The following is a 14,805-nucleotide window of genomic DNA, read 5'->3' as shown; positions in this document are numbered from 1 at the left end:
ATGGACTCGGTGGATCTGGAGGTCCTGCGCACGGCGGTGCGCTGGCTCGCCGAAGGGCGGCGGGTGGCCCTCGCCACGGTGGTGCGCACCTGGGGATCGAGCCCCCGTCCCGTGGGGGCCCTTGCGGCTTTCGGCGAGCACGGGCGCGTCGCCGGCTCGGTCTCTGGCGGTTGCGTGGAGGACGACTTGCTTTCCCGTTTCGTCGGGGGCTTTCCCCTGCGCCCGGAAGTCGCCCGCTATGGCGTCACGCGGGACGAGGCGGCCCGCTTCGGGCTTCCTTGCGGCGGGACCCTGGAGCTCGCGATCGAGCCCCTCGCCTCGGCCCGAAGCCTCGCCCCGGTGCTGGAGGCGGTGGAGACCCGCCGCTCCGTCGCCCGCCGGCTGGATCTCGCGACGGGGAAGGCCACGATCGTGCCCGCAGCCGGGGACGGCCCGGTCATCTTCGACGGGCGCGAGCTGACCCGGGTCTTCGGCCCCCGCTGGCGGATGCTGCTGATCGGCGCGGGGCAGCTATCCCGCTATCTCGCCGAGTTCGCCCTGGCGCTGGACTACCAGGTGCTGGTGTGCGACCCGCGGGAAGAGTACGCTCAGGAATGGAAGGTTGCGGGGGCGGAGCTTCTGCCCGGGATGCCCGACGAGGCGGTGCAGGCGCTTGTTCCCGACGAGCGCACGGCGATCGTGGCTCTGACCCACGACCCGAAGCTGGACGACATGGCCCTCATGGCGGCGCTCAAGTCCAGGGCGTTCTACGTGGGGGCGCTGGGGAGCCGGGCCAACAACGCCCGGCGCCGGGAGCGGCTCAAAATGCTGGACCTGACGGGAGACGAAGTGACCCGGCTCCGCGGGCCGGTGGGACTTCCCCTGGGCGGTCGCACGCCGCCGGAGATCGCGGTGGCCATCCTGGCGGAGCTCACCGCGCTGCGCCACGGCGTCCGGCTCGTGGGTCAAGAGACGCTCGAGGCGGTTTTTTCCCGGGACGCTGCCGTCTGTGATTAACGGCGTGCTCCTGGCGGCGGGCCGCGGATCCCGCTACGGCGCCGACAAGCTTCTCGAGCCGCTGGCAGACGGGGTGCCCATGGCGGTGGCGGCCCTGAGGAGCCTCCTGCCTGTGGTGCACCGGGCGTTCGCCGTGGTGCGTCCGGGCTGCGGCCGGCTCGCCCACCTTCTGATGGAGGAGGGGGCGCTGGTGTCCATCTTCCCCGGAGCGGATCGGGGCATGGGCGCGAGCCTCGCCTGGGGCGTGGGCGTGCTCCCGGAGCACACCGAGGGCATCCTTGTGGCCCTGGCTGACATGCCCTTCATTCTTCCCGATTCCTACCGGCAGGTGGCGGAGGCACTGCGCGGTGGGGCGCTCATCGCCGCGCCCTCGTATCATGGAGAGCGGGGTCACCCGGTGGCCTTTTCCATCCGGCTGCGCACCGAACTGGAAGCCCTGAGCGGCGACGAAGGCGCCCGCAGCCTGATCGCCCGGCACCAGGAGGCCCTGGTGTTGGTGGACGTGGACGATCCCGGCGTTCTCTGGGACATCGACCGGCCGGCGGATCTGGAGCGTTAGCCATACTGGACGCCGGGCGGCCGAAGAAAACCCCCGGAAATATAAACCGGAGCCCGGTTCCGCGGTCTTATTTCCAGGCTGGGGAAGCCGGCGCGAGATTTCGCTATACTGAAAAAATAGGCTTGTGGGTGAGCGGGCTTGATTCTCGGGGATCAAGGAGGGTCGATGAGCCAGGCGTTTCTGAAGGAACAGGACGACAGCGTTCTGGCCAACCAGTTGCCGGACCGGCCGCAGAGCGAGCATCCCAACTACGTGACCCGGGAGGGGCTCGAGCGGCTACACGCCATGGTTCGCGACCTCCAGGAGCGCCGCGCCAGCCTGGAGGGGCAAGTGGACGATCCCCACAGGCAGCAGGAGCTCGCCCAGGTAGAACGGGACCTGCGCTACTACCAAGGGCGCATCGAAAAAGCGGTGGTGGTCGACCTGTCCAAGCAGCCGGCGGACGAGGTCCACTTCGGGGCCATCGTCGAGGTGGAAGACGAAAACGGGGAGCGCCACACCTTCACCATCGTGGGTGAGGACGAGGCCGACGTCACCAAGAACCGGGTGAGCTGGGTCTCGCCCCTGGCACGGGCCATGCTAGGCGCCAAGGTAGGGGACACGGTGACCTGGCAACGACCTGCGGGCAATCTCGAGCTGGAAATCGTGAATATTCGTTATCCGGAGTGAGTCCTCGCCGCTTCGGCCCGCCAGGAGCGGCGGAGCGCTCCCCGGGGATTTCCAGCGGCTGCAGGAAACGGTCTCGCCCGCCGGTTGCCGCCGAGCCTTCGGTTAACGGTTGACGAGCCGTTTGCCGTCGGCAGGCCCGGCCCACGCCGGCGGGAGATGGGAGCGTCAACCACGACAAGGGGAGGAGTTCATGGCGGGCAACTTTACGCCGGGTACCGTTTTTGCCAAGACCGACAAGGGCCGCGCTGAAGTGGCGACGCGCCAGGCGGGTCTCGATGCCAAGACCCGCATGCTGCTCATCATGCTGGACGGGCAGACCCCGCTCGGGCAACTAGCGCAGAAGCTGGCCCACCTGGGAGACCTGGGTCCCTACCTGGAAAAGCTCCTCGCCCTGGAGCTGATCGCGCCGGCGAACGGCGCGGGCCAGCAGGCAGCGAAGCCGGCCGCGGCCCTGGAACCTGGGAAGGCACCGCCGGAAGGCCCCCTGGAGGCGGCGCGCCGGGAGGCTTTGCACCGGCTCCATGAGCTTCTGGGACCCGACGCCGATCTGTTCGCCCCGGGCCTGGAGGCGGCGGGTTCCGCCGCCGGGCTGCTGGCTGAGGTGCAGCGGGTCGCCGACGTGGTGGGTCGCGTGGCGGGCAAAGGGAAAGCCGAGGATTACGTGAACCAGGTGCGCCGGCACCTCGGATGAGAACGCCGGCGCGCGCCCCTCAAGGCCGCAACTGGCTGAACACGTAGTCCTTTTCCTTTTGCGGGGTGTGGCAGGCGTAACACGCCGTTTCGGCGTTTCCCCCCACCGCGCGCTCCGCTTTCGAATCCCCCTTGAAGCCCTCGAAGCCCCACCCGCCCGTCTTGGCGAACTTCTTCGAATCCTTGTGCATCACCCCCACCACTTTGCGCGGGCCTTCGGTGACGGCGTTGTCGGCGTTCCTGGCTTCCAGAAGATCGAAGACGATCACCGCGCCATCGGGGAACCGGCCCTTCTGGTAGCCCTGGAGCGCCTTTTTGTTGGCGTAGATGTGATGGATCCCGCCGAAGGCCTCGTAGAGCGGATGACCGGGGTTGATCACCATGCTTTTGACATGGCGCCAGTCCCGGTAGCCCTCGGGGTAGGGGACCTGGACCTTCTCCTGGGCGAGGGCGCTCGGGGCGAGAAAACAGAAGGAAAGAAACACGGCTGCGCGCATGATTGCCTCCATTCGGACTCGCGTGATGAAATCCGCGAAGGCTGCCAATGTAGCAGCCGGGCAGCCGCCGGGAAAGCGGGCACAAAACGGTAAGCTCCTCACTTTTCGGTGTATTTTTCTGACGATGAAGGGGAAAAAGAACGCCGCGATTTCCCGGCCGCGCGTGGCCGCGATGGTGGAGGAGGTGATCGGCTGCAAATGGTCCCTCACGGTCCTCTCCCTCGTGCGCCAGGGGGTGCGGCGCCCCGGGGCCCTGGAGCACGCCGTGCCGGGCCTCTCTGCCAAGGTGCTCAACGAGCGGCTGAAGAAGCTCACCCGCTACGGGGTGCTGCAGAGAACCAGCTACCCGGAGATCCCGCCGCGGGTGGAGTATTCGTTGACCCCCTTCGGCGAGCGCTTTGCCGGCATCCTGGACCAGATCCGCCGGCTGGAAGACGAACTGGACGGGGAGTGAGCCCGCGCCCGTTCAGGGTCCTTCCTTGCCGTCGTTGGGACTGGCCGCCCGAGCAGGGGGAGGGCGGCGGCCCGGCGGCTCGGCCTCGGGCGCCCGAAGGCCGGCGTCGAAGGCGATCACGTCCTTGCGGACCATCTCGAACACGATCACGAACACCGCCAGCACCAGGGGGCCCACCACCAGGCCGAAAAAGCCGAAGGCGGCGAGCCCCCCCAGAGCGCCCAGGGTCATAAGGGAGAAGGGCAGCCCGGTGCGGCCGCTGATCAAGAGCGGGCGCAGGAAGTTGTCCGCCGAGCCCACCACCAGGGCACACCAGCCGGCCAGGATCAGGCCGTCCACCACCTGCCCGGTGAGGAGCAGGTAGGCGACCGCCGGCACCCAGACCAGCATGGTGCCCACCACCGGGACCAGGGCGGCGATGGCGGTCAGGGTGCCCAGCAGCACCGGCGATCCGAGTCCCACCAGCCAGTAGGCGAGGCCCGCCAACAGCCCCTGGAGGGAGGCGGTCACCAGGATGCCGATCACCACGGCCGAGACCACGTTCTCCACGGTGTCGTGGATCACCCGCTTGCGCTCCTCGCCGATGGGCAGCGCCGACCAGAAGCCCTGGGTGAGCTTGGCCCCGTCCCGGTAGAGGAAGAAGAGGGCGATCAACACCAGGAGCAACTGGAGCACGAAGAGTGCCACCTGCTTGGCGGCGCCGGTCAAGGAGTCGAATAGCAGCCGCAGCAGGCGCTGACCGCTCTGCACCGCCGCTTCCTTGATGTTGATGTCGTACAGGGTTACCAGCTCGTTCGCCCTGGCCACCAGGGGCGCCACCCAGGGGTGATGGAGCACCTCGTCGATGGCGAGCTTGCGCTCCTCCGCGCTCCAGCGGCCGATGTATTCCTGGGCGTGCCCGATTTCTTGGGCCAGGGTGAGGCCGATGAACACGCCGGGCACCACCAGGACCAAGAACACCATGAGGGTCGTGAGGGCGGAGACCCAGGTCTCGCCCAGGGGCAGGCGCCTCCGTAGCCCGTCGTACACGGGATAGGTGGCGATGGCGATCACCGCCGCCCAGCCGAGGGCCGGCAGGAACGGGCGCAGGACCAGGTAGAGGGCATACAGGAAGCCGAGCAGGGCCGTGTACGCCAAGAGGGCGAAAAAGACTCTGCGATCCATGGCGGCCGCTCATGGTACACGCAAACGCCGCCGCTGTGGCCGCGGCGGATCGCCGGCGGCTCCCCCCGGATCGCCGGGGCCGCCGCGCCCGCGCCCCGCGGGGGAAGGGTGCGATTCAGTCGGTCTCCACCAGGTCTTTGTAGGCATGCCAGGTGGCGTGACCCACCAGGGGCATGGTGACGATGAGCCCGATGAACAGGGTGAGGAGCCCGACGCCCACCAGGGCGACGATGAGGGCGGCCCACAGAGCCATCGCCGGGACGTTGCGCGCGCATACGCGCGCGCTGGTCACCACCGCGGTGGCGGTGTCCACCTTCCGGTCTAGCATGAGAGGGATCGAGACCGCGCTGATGGCGAACACCCCCACGGCGAGCAAAGCCCCGAACAGCAGATAGGCCGCCACGAACCCCAGGTACTCCACCGAGAACAGGCGGTTCGCCAGGGCCTCCAGCGAAGGCAGGTCGCCGCCGTGGAAAAAGAGCGCGAACAGGACGGCCGACAGGCGCTCCCAGGAGATGAGGATGAAGGCGAGCAGGAACCCGAACAGGCCGATAGACTGGGGGTTTTCCCGCCAGGCGAGGGCCGAGTCGACGAAGCTCGCCCGCTCTCCCCGCTCCAGGCGCCGGCTGATCTGGTAGAGCCCGATGGCCAGGAACGGGCCCACCAGGAAGAAGCCCGAGACCATGGCGGTGAAAAGATAGGGTCGGTACCAGGCGAACATGAAGATGACATAGCCGAAGAGGGCGAAGAAAATCCCATAGGCCAGGCTCGAGAGGGAGGCGGCCTGCAGGTCCCGCCATCCGGCGGCGAGCCAGCGCAACGGGCGCCGGGACTCGACGCTGCGGACGCGGACGGCGTCGAAGCCGGAAGCTTGACTGCTAATGTGCTCCATTGCCTTCTCTTTTTTGTCGACGCTGACGCGGGATGAGCGGAATCTTCTCCCGGCTCGCCGGGCGCCGCACCGGCCTTACGGCCGCCTGCTCCCTCGACGGCGGACCACATTCCCTATTTAGCCTATGGCGGGCCGTTTGTTAAGGGCCGGCGGGCACCGCCGAACGCCCAGCTCCCTGTAGGCTCTAAGTTTTTGAGATTGAGATTCCTTGGGCGAGGAAAATGAAGTCTCTCGATCCTCAGGCGTGGCATCTGATCGGTTATGCCTCGGGGCTTGGCGCCCGGGACGCGGGCTGCGCCGAAGGCCCCGCGGCGCTCGCGGCGTTGATGGGCGAAGACCACGCCCAAGCCCGCTGGCGGGCCATCTTGTTCCCCGAACCTAGGCCCCGGGACGCGACGCGGGAAGTCGCCCGTCTGGGGGCGCGCCTTGCCGAGGAAGTGGCCGCTTCCCTGGCGGAGGGCGTCTTTCCCATCGTGGTGGGGGGAGACCATACCTGCGCCCTGGGCACGTGGAGCGGCGCCTGGCGGGCGCTCTCCGCTGAAGGACCCCTGGGCCTCCTCTGGATCGACGCCCATTTGGACGCCCATACGCCCGAGACCTCCCCGAGTGGAGCGCTCCACGGCATGCCCCTCGCCTGCCTGCTGGGCTACGGCGATCCCGCCCTCACGGGATGCGGCGGCCCCGGCCCCAAGCTGGACCCCGCCCGGGTGTGCCTGGTGGGGGCGCGCAGCTTCGAGCCCGAAGAGGCGGCGCTCCTCCTGCGCCTGGGGGTGCGGGTATTCGGCATGGCGGAAGTGCGGCGCCGGGGCCTGGACGAGGTGCTGGACGAAGCGGCTTCCATCTGCGCTCGCGGCAGCGCGGGCTTTGGCCTGTCGGTGGACCTGGACGCCTTCGAGCCCGAAGAGGCCCCCGGCGTGGGCACGCCCGCGCCGGGGGGCTTGAGGGCGGAGGAAGCGGTGAGGGCGCTCTTCCGGATCGCGGACGACGCCCGCCTGTTTGTCCTGGAGGTGGCCGAGCTCAACCCGCGCCTGGACCCCCACGGCCGCACGGTGCGACTGGCGCAACGGCTCATCGCCGCCGTGGTGGAAGGGCGGCAGCGAGCGTCGCGCCCGTGGATCGAGGTGGAAAAGCGCTGGGGCGCCCGCAACTACGATCCGCTGCCGGTGGTGATCACCCGGGGAGAGGGCGTTTACGTGTGGGACGACCAGGGCCGGCGCTACCTGGACATGCTGGGCGCCTACTCGGCCGTGAGCCACGGCCACGCCCATCCCCGGCTAGTGCGGGCCCTGGAGCGCCAGGCGCGCCGGCTCGCGGTCACCTCTCGGGCGGTCCACAACGACCGGCTGCCACGGCTGCTGGAGCGCCTGGGCCAGGTGTTCGGGTTCGACCGGGCGTTGCCGGTGAACACCGGCCTGGAGGCGGTGGAGGCGGCCCTCAAAGCGGCGCGGCGCTGGGCCTACCGCGTGAAGGGGGTGCCGGCCGGGTCGGCCGAGATCATCGCAGCCCAGGGCAACTTCCACGGCCGCTCCATCGCCATCATCGGACTCTCGTCGGAGCCGGAGTACCGGGACGGTTTTGGCCCCTTCCCGCCCGGAGCGGTACTGGTGCCCTACGGGGACGCGAACGCCTTGGAGCGGGCGATCACGCCCCACACCGCGGCCTTCCTGGTAGAGCCGGTGCAGGGGGAGGGCGGGATCGTGGTGCCGCCCGAAGGCTACCTCGCCCGGTGCGCGGAGATCTGCCGCCGCCATCGGGTGCTGCTCATCTGCGACGAGGTGCAGACCGGGCTCGGGCGCACGGGGCGGCTGCTCGCTTGCCAGCACGAAGGGGTGCAGCCCGACGGGGTCGTGCTGGGCAAGGCCCTGGGCGGCGGGCTTGTGCCGGTGTCCGCTTTCCTCGCCCGGGAGGAAGTCATGGGGGTCTTCACGCCGGGCAGCCACGGCAGCACCTTCGGCGGCAATCCTCTGGCGGCGGCGGTGGCGCTGGAGGCGCTGGAAGTGATGCTGGAGGAGCATTTTCCCGAGCGGGCGCAAGCGCTGGGCGCGCGGCTCCTGGCAGGGCTGCGGGCCATCGAAAGCCCCTTGATTCGGGAAGTACGCGGGCGAGGGCTCCTGGTGGGCGTCGAGATCGATCCGGCGCGGGTAGACGCCCGCACCCTGTGCCTGGATCTGCTGGCGCGGGGCATCCTGACGCTAGATACTCACAAGACCGTGCTGCGCTTCGCCCCGCCCCTGGTGATCGACGCCGAGCGGATCGACTGGGCGGTGGCCCAAGTGCGGGAAGCGTTCGAACACCAGCGGAACGCGCGCCGGGTGGCCTAGCCGGGAGGCCGGCGAGAAGGCAGTCAAAAACGCCCGAGAGGGATCGATCATGGAAACGGTGCTCCATCGTCTCGGCATCGAGCCCGCCAATCCGGCAGGCTATTGCGCCCCGTCCACCTGGCTTCCGGGCGCCGGTCAGTTCCCTTCCCTCAATCCGGCCACCGGGGAGCCCATCGCTACCGCGGGCGCCTGCACGGCCGCCGACTACGAGACGGTGATCGCCAGCAGCCGGCAGGCGCAGCGGGAGTGGTGCCGGGTGCCGGCCCCGAAGCGCGGGGAGCTGATCCGGGCGATCGGCGACGCCCTGCGGGCCGAAAAGGATGCCCTCGGCACCCTGGTGTCCCTGGAGACGGGCAAGATCAAGCAGGAGGGGGACGGGGAAGTCCAGGAGATGATCGACATCGCCGACTTCGCCGTGGGCCAGTCCCGCATGCTCTACGGCCGCACCATGCCTTCGGAGCGCTCCCAGCACCGCATGTTCGAGCAGTGGCACCCCCTGGGCCTGGTGGGGGTGATCACCGCCTTCAACTTTCCCGTGGCCGTGTGGGCGTGGAACGCGTTCTTAAGCGCCGTGTGCGGCAACGTGACCGTGTGGAAGCCCTCGCCCAAGGCGTCCCTGAGCGCCCTGGCCGTGCAACACCTGGTCAACCGGGTGCTCGCGCGCTTCGGCTATGACGGCGTTTTCGCCCTGCTGCTCGACCCGGGCACGGAGGCGGCCGAGCGGCTGGCGGCCGATCCGCGGATCAACCTCTTGTCCTTCACCGGCTCCAGCGCCGTGGGCCGGCGTGTGGCCCAGGCGGTGGCGGCGCGGATGGGCAAGTGCCTGCTGGAGTGCTCCGGCAACAACGCCGTGATCGTGGACGAGGCCGCCGACCTGAAGCTGGCCATTCCGGCCATCGTTTTCGGCGCGGTGGGCACCGCGGGACAGCGCTGCACTACCACCCGCCGGCTGATCGTCCATGCCTCCTGCATGGAGGAGGTGGTGGCCCGGCTGATCGATGCCTACCGGCAGGTGCGCATCGGCGATCCCCTGGACCCCGCCACCCTTATGGGGCCCCTGATCGATGGAGCCGCCGTGGAGCGGTTCCGGGCCACCTTGGCCGAGATCCGGGCCCTCGGGGGAGAGGTGCTCTACGGAGGCGAGGTGCTACCGGGCCCCGGCTATTACGTGCAGCCCACCATTGTCCGGGCGGAGAACCACTGGCCGGTGGTCCAGCGGGAGACTTTCGCCCCCATTCTCTACGTGATGCCCTACCGCACCCTGGAGGAGGCGATCCAGCTCAACAACGGCGTTCCCCAGGGGCTTTCTTCGGCGCTGTTCACCACCGACCTGCGGCGGGCGGAGCAGTTCCTCTCGGCGGAAGGCAGCGACTGCGGCATCGCCAACGTCAACCTGGGCACCTCGGGGGCCGAGATCGGCGGGGCGTTCGGAGGCGAGAAGGAAACCGGCGGTGGGCGCGAGGCGGGCTCCGATGCCTGGAAAGCCTACATGCGGCGCCAGACCAACACCATCAACTGGGGTTCGGCCCTGCCCCTGGCCCAGGGGATCCGCTTCGAGGTGGGGGGAAGCGGGACGGCGAGAGGCGCCCCGTGATGCGGCGCCCCATCTCGAGATCGGGCAAAGCGCGCAGAGGAAGAAGTCAGTGCAGGTGCTTGCGCCCCGGCGGCACCGATGAGAGGGAGGGCGCCGGAGCCGCCTCGCCGCCTTGCTGCCATTGGCGGCGGAAAAGATCGTTCACCAGGGCCACCACTTCGTTCACCGCTCTTTCGTCGAACTGGCGCGCGAGCAGCCCCGCCACGTCCTCCACCATGCGCCGGCGCTGGGCCTCGTGGATCGCTTCGGAGGTGGGGCCGATGAAGATGAGCCGGGTTTCGTCGTTGCCGTTCTCGTGGTAATAGGTGAGCTCCAGCTCGGCGGCCTGCTCGGTGAGGGGCCCTAGCAGCTCCACCGTCTCCTCCAGCTTCTGCTCGAAGGTGCGCCCCACGGCGCCGGTCCAGCAGATTTCCAGCACGCCGTCCCGGGCGTGGTAGACGATGCCCGGCTGGTCCGGCTCCAGGCTCTTCGCTTCCTCCATGCGCTCCACATCGAGATACTCGAGCCACGGGCGCAGGGCCGCCTCCACCTGACGGCGGGTGACGCCTTCGCATAGATAGAGGCTGCCGTGGACGTGAACCTCGGTACGCATGTCCGAACTCCTTGGGAGCCAAGGGAAAAGATTATTTAATAATACCACGGGGCCGGGCGCGGGTCAGTCTGGGAAGCGCCGGATGGCCCGGCGCTTCCGGCGCCGCGACCCCGTGACTCGTCCCTTGAGACGTTCTACCATATCGGCGGACCGTTCCTTCCACCTCCCCGTGACCCTGGCCTCATTGCTGGCAGCCCTGCTGCTCGATTACTGGCGCCCCCTGGATCGGGATCACCCCCTCGCTTCCCTCTTCGCCCGCTACGCCGATTTCCTCGAGCGGCAGTTCAACGGCGGCGAGCGCCATCAGGCCGTGGTGGCCTGGGCCCTCGCGGTCCTCCCGGTCCTCGTCGCCGTCGGTGTCGTGTACCTCCTGCTCGCCCAATTGAGCGGGCTGCTCGCCTGGGCGTGGAACGTGCTGGTGCTCTACCTCACGGTGAGCTTGCAGCAGGGAAACCGCGCCCTAGCCGAGATCGAGCAGGCCTTGAGGCGCGGAGACGATACGCAAGCGCGGGAGCGGCTCGAGCGCTGGCGGGGAGAGACCGCGTCCGATCTCGGCCCCGGGGAGGTGGCGCGCCTCGCCATCGAGCAGGGGCTGCTGGAGGCCCATCGCGGCGCCCTGGCGGCGGTCTTCTGGTTCGTGGTGCTGCCCGGGCCCATCGGCGCGGTGCTCTACCGGCTCACCACCCTGATCCAGCAGCGCTGGAGTCGCGCCGACGGAACCGAACGGGCCGCCTTCGCCGGGTTCGCCGCGCAAGCGTTCCATGTCCTGGATTGGCTCCCGGCGCGCCTCACGGCGGCGAGCTTCGCCATCGTCGGCGATTTCGAAGACGCCGTGTATTGCTGGCAGCGCCAGGCGTCCACCTGGCTCGACCGCAACGAGGGCATCGTGCTGGCGAGCGGCGCCGGAGCCCTGGGGGTGCGGCTGGGGGAGCCCTACCGCCGCTACGGCGAGCTCTTCTATCGCCCCGAGCTGGGAATAGGGGACGAGGCCGATCCCGACATGGTGGCGAGCGCCCGCCTGATGATCTGGCGGGTAATCACCCTGTGGGGGGGCGTCCTGCTGCTGATCGCGGTGGCCCGCTGGTTCGGCTGAACGCGGGATTGGACGGGCTGGATCAGGCGTACAGCTTTTTCTTCAGCCGCTCCCGCATGAGGGTCTGGTAGATCGTCAGCCGCCGCTGGTCGATCTCGCCCCGCTCCACCGCGGCGCGCACCGCGCAGTCGGGCTCTTCCAGGTGGCGGCAGTCGTTGAAACGGCAGACGCCCAGGTGGGGACGGAACTCGGGAAAGGCGGCGGCCAGGGCTGGCGGCTCCAGGTGGGAGAGCCCGAAGGCCTGCATGCCGGGGGAATCGATGAGGTCGCTGCCCGGCCCCAGGTGATAGAGCCGGGCGTGGGTGGTGGTATGGCGGCCCGCGTCCAGGGCCTCCGAGATCTCCCCCGTGGCGGCCCGGGCGCCGGGGACCAGGGCGTTCACCAGGGTGGACTTTCCCGTTCCGGAAGGCCCCACCAGGACCGTCACCCGCCCTTCCAGGTAAGGGCGCAAGGGGGAGGCGTCCTGTTGGGCCGAGAGAGGGACCACGGGATAGCCCAGGCCCTCGTACAGGGCAAGCTGGGAGCGAAGGCGGGCCGCCTCTTCCGCCAGGTCGATCTTATTGAGCACGATCACCGACGGGATGGCCGCGGCCTCGGCGGCCACCAGGCAGCGGTTGAGCAACCCTTCGTTGAAAGGAGGCCGAGGGGCGACCAGCACCAGCACCTGGGTCACGTTGGCGGCGATCAGCTTTTCCCGCTGGGGGTCGCTGCGGTAGAGGAGGTTTTTCCGGGGCAGGATCTCCTCGATCATGCCTTCCCCCTCCCCCGAAGGCCGCAGCCGCACCCGGTCCCCGCAGGCGACCCCGCGCCGCTTGGCCTTCACCACGCACTGGCGCCGGGCGCCGTCGGGGGTTTCCACTTCGAAGCGCCGGCCGTAGGCGGCCACCACCCGCCCCTCCATCAGGCCGCAGCCCCGGTCGAGTTGGCTCCCGGCCGGGTGATCCATCGGCGCGCTCCCCTCACTTGAAGCGGTAGTACCGCTGGTTCAGATAAGCGGCCACGTGTTCCTCTTCCTCCGGGAACCAGTTGGCCTTCACCTGGGTGGCGCAGAAACGGACCTGGGCCCGGAGCTGGGAGGGATTGCTCACCCGGCGGTCGGGACGGGTGTAGATGCGGCTGCCGTCGCCGCCGAAGAGAGCCTGGTGGCAAGCGTCGCACTGGGCTTCCGCCATGAGCTGCTCGCCCTTGGCCGGATCGCCCTTGGGAAAGGGATTAGCCCAGGCGGTTCCCGCCCCGGAGAGGCAGGCGAAAGCAACGATCAGAATGCGCACCATGGCAACTTTCCTACGAAGGAGCCGGTTCCGCCGCTTGCTTGAGCTGCGCGATGCGCAGCCCGACCGGTGGGTGGGAGTCGTAGAAAGCAGATCGCAGGGGGTCGGGCGTCAGGGTCGAAGCGTTGTCCTTGTACAGCTTGACCAGCGCCGAGACGAGGCTGGACGCCGGGGCGTGCCGGGCGGCGTAAGCGTCCGCTTCGTACTCGTGGCGGCGGGAATAATAGGCAGCCAAGGGTCGCAGCGGGAAAAGGAAAGGGGGCGCCGCCAGGAAGAACAGGATCAGGGCGGCGGCGGTGGAGGGCGTGGTGACACCCAGGGCCGAGTAGAACCACTCCCGCTCCATCAGCCAGCCGAGGAGCGCGAGCGCCGCAAGGCTCGTGGCTAAGGACCAGGCGAGCCGCTTCGCCACGTGCCGCAACCGGAAGTGCCCCAGCTCGTGGGCGAGCACCGCTTCCACTTCGGGGGGCTCGAGCCGCGCGAGCAGGGTGTCGAACAGCACGATGCGCTTGGACCGGCCGAAGCCCGTGAAATAGGCGTTGCCGTGGCTGCTGCGCCGGGAGCTGTCCATGACGTACAGTCCCTGGGAGCGGAAGCCGCAGCGCTTGAGGAGCCCCTCCACCCGCCGCTTGAGCTCCCCCTCCTCCAGGGGCGTGAACTTGTTGAACAGGGGCGCGATCAGGGTGGGGTAGAGGGCCACCACGAGAAGGTTGAACAGAACCCAGGCGGCCCAGGCGTAAAGCCACCAATAGGCGCCCGCCTTTTCCATCAGCCAGAGCACCAGCAGGAGCAAGGGCAGCCCCAGGGCCGCCGTCACGAGCAACTGCTTCACCAGGTCCGAGACGAACATGGCGGCGGTCATGCGGTTGAAGCCGAAACGGGACTCGATGCCGAAAACCCGGTAGGCGGTGAGGGGAAGCTCCAGGGCGCCGGCGATCAAAACCACGCTGGCGACCAGGGCCACTCCCGCAGCGAGCCCGGCGCCGAAGGCGCCGTTCCATAATTCGATCAGCGCCTGCAGCCCGCCGCCCAGGGTAAAGGCGACGACGAGGGCCGCGTCGAGGAGGGTATGGACCAGGGACAGCCGGGTCTTGGCCACGGTGTAATCGGCGGCCTTCTGGTGCTGGGCGAGCTCGATCACGCCGGCGAACTCGGCCGGTACGGCGCCGCGCCGCTCGCCCACGTGGCGGATGTGGCGCAGGTCCAGCCACAGCCGGGTCGCAGTGGTGGCTGCCAGGACGGCCAGGAAGAGGGCGGTGAAAGGATGCATGGGAAAATGACGCGGCAGTGGGACTTATGACAAAATTTCGCTTCGCGGGTTTTGGCGAGAGCGGGACCGGGGACGCCGCCGCCGGTTGAGCGGGGCGGCTCTCGTCCGACCCAACCGATTATGGCACAGGACGCGACGCGCCTCATCTGGATCGACCTGGAAATGAGCGGGCTCAACCCCGACACCGACCGCATCCTGGAGGTGGCGGCGGTGGTGACAGACTCGGCCCTGGAGACGGTGGCCGAGGGGCCGGTGCTGGTGGTGCACCAGCCCGACTCCCTCCTCGAGGCGATGGATGACTGGAACAAGTCAACCCACGCCCGCACCGGGCTGATCGAGAGGGTCAAGGCCTCGCGGCTCAACGAGCAGGAGGCGGAGGCGCGCATGCTCGCCTTTCTCGAGGAGCACGTGCCGTCCAAGGCCTCGCCCATGTGCGGCAACTCGGTGTGCCAGGACCGGCGTTTCCTCGCCCGGTGGATGCCCCGGCTGGAAGCCTATTTCCACTACCGCAACCTGGACGTGAGCACGCTGAAGGAGCTCGCCCGCCGCTGGCGGCCGGAGGTGGCCGCGGGCGTGGCCAAGCAGGGCAAGCACGAGGCGTTGGCCGACGTCTACGAATCCATCGCCGAGCTCAGGTACTACCGCGACAATTTCTTGAGGCTCTGAAGGATCAGGAAGCTCCGCCGGGCTGGAGCGCCCGCCCGGTCCCCCAGAACAAGACGAACAATTTTCCGCCTCGATGT

The 14,805-nt window shown here is 69.0% G+C and carries 16 protein-coding genes; 9 read left to right on the top strand and 7 right to left on the bottom strand.

Annotation, left to right across the window (positions count from 1 at the left end; all coding sequences use genetic code 11):
- The 4 genes from ACTFO6_RS12670 (at nt 1) to ACTFO6_RS12655 (ending at nt 2,915) form a co-directional block, all read left to right on the top strand.
- On the top strand, nt 1-996 hold the full coding sequence (locus tag ACTFO6_RS12670; protein WP_439934812.1) for an XdhC family protein: 996 nt from the start codon (nt 1-3) through the stop codon (nt 994-996).
- The gene (locus ACTFO6_RS12665) at nt 989-1,555 is read left to right on the top strand and encodes a nucleotidyltransferase family protein (protein WP_439934811.1); all 567 of its coding nucleotides are present in this window, start codon (nt 989-991) and stop codon (nt 1,553-1,555) included. The genes ACTFO6_RS12670 and ACTFO6_RS12665 overlap by 8 nt, the downstream gene beginning before the upstream one ends.
- Before the next feature lie 165 nt (nt 1,556-1,720).
- Entirely contained in the window at nt 1,721-2,224 is a 504-nt protein-coding gene (locus ACTFO6_RS12660; protein ID WP_439934810.1) for a GreA/GreB family elongation factor, read from the top strand.
- Between the two features lie 190 nt (nt 2,225-2,414).
- Entirely contained in the window at nt 2,415-2,915 is a 501-nt protein-coding gene (locus ACTFO6_RS12655; protein WP_439934809.1) for a hypothetical protein, read from the top strand.
- Nucleotides 2,916-2,934: 19 nt separating this feature from the next.
- On the opposite strand, the gene ACTFO6_RS12650 is transcribed toward ACTFO6_RS12655, so the two are convergent.
- A complete protein-coding gene (locus tag ACTFO6_RS12650) occupies nt 2,935-3,411 on the bottom strand; it encodes a cytochrome P460 family protein (protein ID WP_439934808.1) in 477 nt (158 codons plus the stop codon).
- 124 nt (nt 3,412-3,535) lie between these two features.
- Between ACTFO6_RS12650 and ACTFO6_RS12645 the strand changes: the two genes are divergently transcribed.
- Nucleotides 3,536-3,865 (top strand): winged helix-turn-helix transcriptional regulator, encoded by a 330-nt coding sequence (locus ACTFO6_RS12645; RefSeq protein ID WP_439934807.1) that lies wholly within the window; start codon nt 3,536-3,538, stop codon nt 3,863-3,865.
- A 12-nt stretch (nt 3,866-3,877) separates the two neighbouring features.
- On the opposite strand, the gene ACTFO6_RS12640 is transcribed toward ACTFO6_RS12645, so the two are convergent.
- Both ACTFO6_RS12640 and ACTFO6_RS12635 read right to left on the bottom strand, forming a co-directional pair.
- The gene (locus ACTFO6_RS12640; RefSeq protein ID WP_439934806.1) at nt 3,878-5,029 is read right to left on the bottom strand and encodes an AI-2E family transporter; all 1,152 of its coding nucleotides are present in this window, start codon (nt 5,027-5,029) and stop codon (nt 3,878-3,880) included.
- 115 nt (nt 5,030-5,144) lie between these two features.
- On the bottom strand, nt 5,145-5,921 hold the full coding sequence (locus ACTFO6_RS12635) for a DUF2189 domain-containing protein (RefSeq protein ID WP_439934805.1): 777 nt from the start codon (nt 5,919-5,921) through the stop codon (nt 5,145-5,147).
- A 221-nt stretch (nt 5,922-6,142) separates the two neighbouring features.
- On the opposite strand from ACTFO6_RS12635, the gene rocD reads away from it, so the two are divergent.
- Nucleotides 6,143-8,242 (top strand): ornithine--oxo-acid transaminase, encoded by a 2,100-nt coding sequence (gene rocD, locus ACTFO6_RS12630; protein WP_439934804.1) that lies wholly within the window; start codon nt 6,143-6,145, stop codon nt 8,240-8,242.
- 49 nt (nt 8,243-8,291) lie between these two features.
- Nucleotides 8,292-9,836 (top strand): L-piperidine-6-carboxylate dehydrogenase, encoded by a 1,545-nt coding sequence (gene amaB, locus ACTFO6_RS12625; RefSeq protein ID WP_439934803.1) that lies wholly within the window; start codon nt 8,292-8,294, stop codon nt 9,834-9,836.
- A 46-nt stretch (nt 9,837-9,882) separates the two neighbouring features.
- On the opposite strand, the gene ACTFO6_RS12620 is transcribed toward amaB, so the two are convergent.
- A complete protein-coding gene (locus ACTFO6_RS12620) occupies nt 9,883-10,428 on the bottom strand; it encodes a DUF6806 family protein (protein ID WP_439934802.1) in 546 nt (181 codons plus the stop codon).
- A gap of 82 nt (nt 10,429-10,510) precedes the next feature.
- Between ACTFO6_RS12620 and ACTFO6_RS12615 the strand changes: the two genes are divergently transcribed.
- Complete coding sequence (locus tag ACTFO6_RS12615) at nt 10,511-11,521, top strand: CobD/CbiB family protein (RefSeq protein WP_439934801.1); 1,011 nt, start codon at nt 10,511-10,513, stop codon at nt 11,519-11,521.
- Nucleotides 11,522-11,543: 22 nt separating this feature from the next.
- Here the strand turns inward: ACTFO6_RS12615 and rsgA are convergent, their stop codons facing one another.
- The 3 genes from rsgA to ACTFO6_RS12600 are packed head-to-tail and all read right to left on the bottom strand — an operon-like array spanning nt 11,544 to nt 14,062.
- Nucleotides 11,544-12,467, bottom strand: a complete 924-nt coding sequence (rsgA, locus tag ACTFO6_RS12610; protein WP_439934800.1) for a ribosome small subunit-dependent GTPase A — start codon at nt 12,465-12,467, stop codon at nt 11,544-11,546.
- A gap of 13 nt (nt 12,468-12,480) precedes the next feature.
- Nucleotides 12,481-12,795 carry a cytochrome c gene (locus tag ACTFO6_RS12605; protein ID WP_439934799.1) on the bottom strand — a complete coding sequence of 105 codons (315 nt, stop codon included), beginning with the start codon at nt 12,793-12,795 and terminating at the stop codon, nt 12,481-12,483.
- A gap of 10 nt (nt 12,796-12,805) precedes the next feature.
- Nucleotides 12,806-14,062 (bottom strand): M48 family metallopeptidase, encoded by a 1,257-nt coding sequence (locus ACTFO6_RS12600; protein ID WP_439934798.1) that lies wholly within the window; start codon nt 14,060-14,062, stop codon nt 12,806-12,808.
- Nucleotides 14,063-14,182: 120 nt separating this feature from the next.
- Between ACTFO6_RS12600 and orn the strand changes: the two genes are divergently transcribed.
- Complete coding sequence (gene orn, locus ACTFO6_RS12595; RefSeq protein WP_439934797.1) at nt 14,183-14,728, top strand: oligoribonuclease; 546 nt, start codon at nt 14,183-14,185, stop codon at nt 14,726-14,728.
- Nucleotides 14,729-14,805: the final 77 nt, after the last annotated feature.

The organism is Pelomicrobium sp. G1 (assembly GCF_051905455.1).
Taxonomy (GTDB): Bacteria; Pseudomonadota; Gammaproteobacteria; order Burkholderiales; family UBA6910; genus Pelomicrobium.
Note: the sequence above shows the minus strand (reverse complement) of the source record. Positions and strands in the feature narration are given on the sequence as shown.

Bases quoted from the DNA above. Each gene is read 5' to 3' on its own strand.
- ACTFO6_RS12670 (WP_439934812.1), top strand. From the start codon at position 1: ATGGACTCGGTGGATCTGGAGGTCCTGCGCACGGCGGTGCGCTGGCTC.
- ACTFO6_RS12660 (WP_439934810.1), top strand. From the start codon at position 1,721: ATGAGCCAGGCGTTTCTGAAGGAACAGGACGACAGCGTTCTGGCCAAC.
- ACTFO6_RS12655 (WP_439934809.1), top strand. From the start codon at position 2,415: ATGGCGGGCAACTTTACGCCGGGTACCGTTTTTGCCAAGACCGACAAG.
- ACTFO6_RS12650 (WP_439934808.1), bottom strand. From the start codon at position 3,411: ATGCGCGCAGCCGTGTTTCTTTCCTTCTGTTTTCTCGCCCCGAGCGCC.
- ACTFO6_RS12645 (WP_439934807.1), top strand. From the start codon at position 3,536: ATGAAGGGGAAAAAGAACGCCGCGATTTCCCGGCCGCGCGTGGCCGCG.
- ACTFO6_RS12640 (WP_439934806.1), bottom strand. From the start codon at position 5,029: ATGGATCGCAGAGTCTTTTTCGCCCTCTTGGCGTACACGGCCCTGCTC.
- ACTFO6_RS12635 (WP_439934805.1), bottom strand. From the start codon at position 5,921: ATGGAGCACATTAGCAGTCAAGCTTCCGGCTTCGACGCCGTCCGCGTC.
- rocD (WP_439934804.1), top strand. From the start codon at position 6,143: ATGAAGTCTCTCGATCCTCAGGCGTGGCATCTGATCGGTTATGCCTCG.
- amaB (WP_439934803.1), top strand. From the start codon at position 8,292: ATGGAAACGGTGCTCCATCGTCTCGGCATCGAGCCCGCCAATCCGGCA.
- ACTFO6_RS12620 (WP_439934802.1), bottom strand. From the start codon at position 10,428: ATGCGTACCGAGGTTCACGTCCACGGCAGCCTCTATCTATGCGAAGGC.
- ACTFO6_RS12615 (WP_439934801.1), top strand. From the start codon at position 10,511: ATGGCCCGGCGCTTCCGGCGCCGCGACCCCGTGACTCGTCCCTTGAGA.
- rsgA (WP_439934800.1), bottom strand. From the start codon at position 12,467: ATGGATCACCCGGCCGGGAGCCAACTCGACCGGGGCTGCGGCCTGATG.
- ACTFO6_RS12605 (WP_439934799.1), bottom strand. From the start codon at position 12,795: ATGGTGCGCATTCTGATCGTTGCTTTCGCCTGCCTCTCCGGGGCGGGA.
- ACTFO6_RS12600 (WP_439934798.1), bottom strand. From the start codon at position 14,062: ATGCATCCTTTCACCGCCCTCTTCCTGGCCGTCCTGGCAGCCACCACT.
- orn (WP_439934797.1), top strand. From the start codon at position 14,183: ATGGCACAGGACGCGACGCGCCTCATCTGGATCGACCTGGAAATGAGC.